The sequence below is a fragment of the Streptomyces sp. NRRL B-24572 genome, assembly GCF_002156145.1.
Lineage (GTDB): Bacteria > Actinomycetota > Actinomycetes > Streptomycetales > Streptomycetaceae > Streptomyces > Streptomyces vietnamensis.
Genome location: NZ_MWIG01000153.1, coordinates 1 through 5,289, shown reverse-complemented (window position 1 = coordinate 5,289; position 5,289 = coordinate 1). Strand labels below are relative to the sequence as shown.

At 74.4% G+C, this 5,289-nt stretch carries 5 protein-coding genes; all 5 read left to right on the top strand.

What is annotated here, in order from left to right; genetic code table 11:
* A partial coding sequence (locus CCN56_RS09825; protein WP_086825578.1) for an acetyl xylan esterase occupies positions 1-194 on the top strand: 194 nt, incomplete at its 5' end.
* Positions 195-205: 11 nt separating this feature from the next.
* A complete protein-coding gene (locus tag CCN56_RS09820) occupies positions 206-2,101 on the top strand; it encodes an ABC transporter ATP-binding protein (protein WP_256961883.1) in 1,896 nt (631 codons plus the stop codon).
* Positions 2,098-3,873, top strand: coding sequence for an ABC transporter ATP-binding protein (locus CCN56_RS09815; protein WP_086825576.1), 1,776 nt, complete (start codon positions 2,098-2,100; stop codon positions 3,871-3,873). Before CCN56_RS09820 ends, CCN56_RS09815 begins: the two co-directional genes overlap by 4 nt.
* A gap of 27 nt (positions 3,874-3,900) precedes the next feature.
* Positions 3,901-4,161 (top strand): hypothetical protein, encoded by a 261-nt coding sequence (locus CCN56_RS09810; protein WP_086825574.1) that lies wholly within the window; start codon positions 3,901-3,903, stop codon positions 4,159-4,161.
* A gap of 58 nt (positions 4,162-4,219) precedes the next feature.
* Positions 4,220-5,289 (top strand): FAD-dependent oxidoreductase (locus tag CCN56_RS09805; protein WP_086825572.1); only part of this gene is annotated, 1,070 nt, incomplete at its 3' end.

Genomic DNA, 5,289 nt, shown 5'->3' with positions numbered 1-5,289 from the left:
AGCTCGACCAGGAGCTCCTGCCCGACACCGACCTGATCGAGGCCCGTCTGATCAGCTCCCTCGACTTCCTGGAGTTCATCTACCTGCTTGAACAGGTCTCCGGCCGCCCGGTCGACCTCGACCAGGTGACGGTGGACGACTTCCGCACCCTGGCCCTGATCGAGCGCGGCTTCGCCCCGGCCACGGCCGCCTGAGGGGACCGGAGTTGACCACACCCCCGTCGGGACCCGCGCCGAGCGGCTTCCTCGGCCGGCGGGCCCACCGCTGGCTGCCGGTGCTCCGGCTGCTGCCCCGGGCCGGACTGCCGACCGTCACGCTCACCGTCCTGTTCAACACCGCACTCGGCCTGCTCCCGCTCGGCTTCGTCTACGGCACCAGCCTCGCCCTGGACCGGCTCCCGGACGCGCTGGACGCCGAGGGAGCCGGCTGGAACGGGGTCGCCGAGGCGTTCGCACTGGCCCTGGGCGCGTTCGTGCTCCAGCAGGTGATGGCCCCCTTCCAGAAAGTACTGAGCGAGCTCGTCGCCCGCCGGGTGGACGGCTACTGCGTCCGCCGCCTGATGTCCCGGTCGGTCACCGAGGCCCCGCTGGCCGCGCTGGAGGAGCAGCGGACGCTGAACCTGCTGAGCGACACCCGGACCGCCTTCGACCGGGTCACCTCCACCCCCGGCGACGCGGTGGCCGGCACCCTCTCGCTGCTCGCCCGCTACGCCCAACTGGCCGGGGCCGTCGCCCTGGTGGGCCTGGCCCTCGGCCCGGTCGCCGGGCTGCTCGCCGGGGTGACCGCGCTGGTCATCCGGTTCGGCCAGCGCGGCTCCCTCGGCCGGTTCGCCGGGCTGTGGAAGGGGCTGGCGGACAACCGCCGCGAACTGGCGTACCTGCGCACGGCCGCCTCCGGCCCGGCGATGGCCAAGGAGATCCGGGTGCTCGGCCTGATCGGCTGGTTCGTCCGGCGGCACGACGCGGAGAGCCGGGCCTATCTGGACCGGCTGTGGGAGGGGCGGCGGCGCATCCTGTTCTGGCCGTTCGTCGGCTTCACGCTGGCCGGTCTCGCCGGCGGCGCCGGGGTGTTCCTGATCCTGGCCGGGGCCGCGGGCGAGGGGCGGCTGAGCCTGCTCGGCCTCGCGCTCGCCGTCCAGGCGGTGCTGATCCCGATGCGGTTCGGCGTGTACTTCCCGGAGAGCGACACCCAGACCCAGTTCGGCGTCCAGGCGTACCACTCGATGCTGGAGTTCGAGCAGCTGGTCTCGGAGCCGGCCGCACCGCCCGAGGGCGGCGAGGGGCCGGAGCCGACCGGGACGGTCCGCTTCGAGCAGGTCGACTTCCACTACGGCGAGGCCGGGCGGCCCGTGCTGCGCGGCCTGGACCTGGAGATACCGGTCGGCACCTCCACCGCCGTGGTGGGCTTCAACGGCGCCGGCAAGACCACCCTGGTCAAACTCCTCACCGGTCTCCACACCCCGGTCGGCGGCCGGATCACGGTCGGCGGCGTCGAGCCGACCGGTGGCCGGCAGAAGGCCTGGCAGCGCCGGATCGCGGCGATCTTCCAGGACTACGTGCGGTACGAGCTGACCGCCCGCGACAACATCGTGCTCGGCGCCCCGGGCCGGCTCCACGGCGCCGAGGCCGCGGCCGCGGTCGAGCGCGCGGTCGACCGGGCCGGGGCCCGGGAGGTGGTGGACGCGCTGCCGGACGGCCTCGACACCGTGCTCAGCGGTCAGTACGAGGGCGGCCAGGACCTCTCCGGCGGCCAGTGGCAGCGCCTCGCGCTGGCCCGGGCGCTGTACGCGGTCGAGGCCGGGGCCGAGCTGCTGATCCTGGACGAGCCCACCGCCCAGCTCGACGTCCGGGCCGAGGTCGACTTCTTCGACCGTTTCCTCACCACCACCGCCGGACTGACCAGCGTGATCATCTCGCACCGGTTCTCCACCGTCCGGCGTGCCGACCGGATCGTGGTCCTCGAAGACGGCCGGGTGGCCGAACAGGGCAGCCACGAGGAACTGCTGGCGGCCGGCGGCCGGTACGCCGAGCTGTTCCACCTGCAGGCCCGCAGGTTCGCGGACCGGGCCGAGGACGACACCCTGCTGGAGGCGACCGGATGAGATCCACCGCTGCCCTGCTGCTCGGCATGGCCCTGCGCGGCAGCCGGGGACGGCTGTTCGGCGCCATGGCCCTGCTGCTCGCCGGCTACCTGGCCACCCCCGCCGTGGCCCTGGTGCTGCGCGGCTTCACCGACGCCGCGCTCGGCCACGACCCCGGCACCGCCGCCCGGCTCGCCCTGGCGGCGATCGCCCTGCTCCTCGCCGAGCTGATGCTCGGCCACTTCGCCCACCTGCTCTACTTCGAGCTGGGCGAGCTGGAGGAGGCCGCGCTCCAGGCCGAACTGCTGAAGCTCTCCAACGGCACCCAGGGCCTCGAGACCTTCGACAGTCCGGAGTTCGCCGACACCCTGGTCCTGGTCCGGGAGGACCTGCCCCGCACCCGGGCCGCCTTGGAGGCCCTGCTCCAACTCGGTGGCCTCGCGGTGCAGACCGTGGTCACCACCGCCATCCTGGCCACCCTCGACCCGTGGCTGGTACTGCTCCCGCTGGCCGCGGTGGCCCCCGTGCTGCTCGGCCGCCGGGCCCAGGACCGGGTGGAGCGGGCCAAGGAACGGACCGCCCCCCGGATCAGGCTGACCCGGCACCTGCTCACCCTCGGGACCACCGCCACCGCGGTCAAGGAGCTGCGCCTGTGCGGCACCGAGGAGGAACTCCTCGCCCGGCACCGGACCGCCTGGCAGGCCACCACCGCCGAGCTCCGGCGCGGCCACCTGAGCGGAGCGCTGCTGCGCGCCGCGGGCCAGCTGGTCTTCGCGGCCGCCTACGGCGGCGCCGTCCTGCTGGTCCTCCGGCAGGCCGTGGACGGCCGGGCCGGCGCCGGTGACGTGGTCCTGGTGATCACCCTGGCCGTGCAGGTGAGCGTCCAGGTGGCCAGTGCGCTCGGACTCCTCACGGTGCTCCAGGGGGCCGGGCGGATGGCGGAGCGGATGGCCGAGCTGCGCGGCCGGTCGGCGGCCATGGTCCGCCCCGGCGGCGACGGGACGGTCCCGGCCCGCCTCGAACGGGGCATCCGCTTCGAGTCCGTCGGGTTCCGCTACCCCGGCAGCGACCGCCCGGTACTGGACGGGGTGGACCTGCTGCTCCCGCCCGGCGCCACCGTCGCCCTGGTCGGGGAGAACGGCGCCGGCAAGAGCACCCTGGTCAAGCTGCTGTGCGGGCTCTACCGGCCCACCAGCGGCCGGATCCTGGTGGACGGGGTGGACCTGCGGGAGCTCTCCGCCGAGCAGTGGTCCGCCCGGGTCGCCCCGCTCTTCCAGGACTTCGCCCGGCTGGAGCTGCTGCTGCGGGAGAACGTCGGGGTCGGCGCGCTCGCCGCGCTCCACGACGACGCCGCACTCACCGCCGCGCTGGCCAGGGCCCGGGCCGAGCGGATCGTCGAGCAGGTGCCCGGTGGCCTGGACGGGCTGCTCGGCCGCGGCTACGGCGACGGCGCCGAACTCTCCGGCGGCCAGTGGCAGACCCTCGGTCTCGCCCGCTGCCTGGTCCGGCCGGAGCCGCTGCTCATGCTGCTCGACGAACCTGCGGCCGCCCTCGACGCCGCCGCCGAGGCCGCACTGTTCGAACGGTTCGGCGACTCCGCCGGACGGGCCGCGCGCGAGCGGGGAGCGGTCACGCTGTTCGTCTCGCACCGCTTCTCCACCGTGCGCTCGGCCGACCTGATCGTGGTCCTCGAACACGGCCGGGTCCTCGAGGCGGGCAGCCACACCGAACTGATGGCCCATCGGCGCACGTACCGCGAACTCTTCGAACTCCAGGCCCGCGCCTACCGCTGACACCACTTCACCCACGGAGGAAAACCCATGACCCGCGACGAGTTCTACGCCCGGTTCACCGCCCTGCTCCAGGAGGTCAAGCCCTTCGAGGGGCCCGACCCGGAGCCCACCAGCCGGCTCTGGGAGGAGGGATACGTCGACTCCCTCGCGCTGCTCGACATCGTCAGCTTCCTGGAGGACCTGGCCGGCCACGAGATCGACCTCTCCGGCGACGCGATCACCCACTTCTACACCATGCGGGCGATGTACGACGGCTACCTGGCGGTGGCCGAGCCGGCCGCCGGCTGACCCCAGGCCCCCACCCGGCCGCCGGGCGGCGTCGGACGGAACCACGAAGGAGAGAGCGATGGACGCGGACGTACTGGTGATCGGTGCCGGGATCGCCGGACTCACCACCGCCGCACGGCTGCTGGCCCAGGGCCTGCGGGTGACCGTGGTGGAACGGGCAGAAGGGCTCCAGGCGGCCGGGGCGGGCATCATGCTGCACCCCAACGCGCTGGCCCACCTGGACCACCTCGGCCCGGAGCTGTACGCCACCGGCACCGGGATCGCCCGGCAGGTCACCACCGACCCGGACGGCACCGCCACCACCCTGGACTGGGCGGCGGTCTGGGACGGCCCCCGGCTGCCCCTGGCCGTACAGCGCATCCGGCTGGCCGAGCTGATGCTCCGCCACCTCCCGGAGGGCACCGTCCGCTGGTCCACCGAACCGGTCGCGCTGCACCAGCGGCCCGACCACGTGGAGGCGGAGTTCGCGGGCGGCCGGCGGCACGAGCGGTACGGCGTGGTGATCGGGGCCGACGGGGTCAACTCCTGGGTCCGGCGGCGGTACGTGGACCCGGCGGCCGAGCCCCGCTACCTCGGGCACGTCTACTGGCGCACGACCGTGCCGTCGCAGGCCCCGTTCGACTTCACCGACTGGCGGATCTGGCGGGCCGGCGGACACTTCTTCGGCGGCATGCCGATCGGCGGCGGACGCCACCACGTCTTCCTCCAGGCCGACCTGGACCGCCCGGTCAAGGTCCCCGCCGACCGCGCCCACCCCGAACTGGTCGCGCTGGCGGCGGAGATGGGGACGCGGGTGGGCGACCTGGTCGCGGCCCTGGACCCGGCGGACAGCTACAACGTCCGCCCGGCCCTCGGCCTGAGCGTGCGGCGCTGGACGGCCGGCCGGATCGCCCTGCTCGGCGACGCGGCACACTCCTTCTCCCCGGCCACCACCCAGGGCGGTGCCATGGCCATCGAGGACAGCGCGGTGCTCGCCGAGGAGCTGGCCCGCTCCGGCGTGGGCCCGCGGGCCCTGGCCGACTACGAGGCCCGCCGGCTTCCCCGGGTCCGGGACTTCACCCGACTGGCCCGGCTGCACGGAGTGCTGTCCTCCAGCATCCAGCACGGCCTGGCCCTCGCCGCCCCCGG

Excerpts from the sequence above, each read along its gene's own strand:
- CCN56_RS09810 (WP_086825574.1), top strand. The coding sequence starts at position 3,901 with ATGACCCGCGACGAGTTCTACGCCCGGTTCACCGCCCTGCTCCAGGAG.
- CCN56_RS09815 (WP_086825576.1), top strand. The coding sequence starts at position 2,098 with ATGAGATCCACCGCTGCCCTGCTGCTCGGCATGGCCCTGCGCGGCAGC.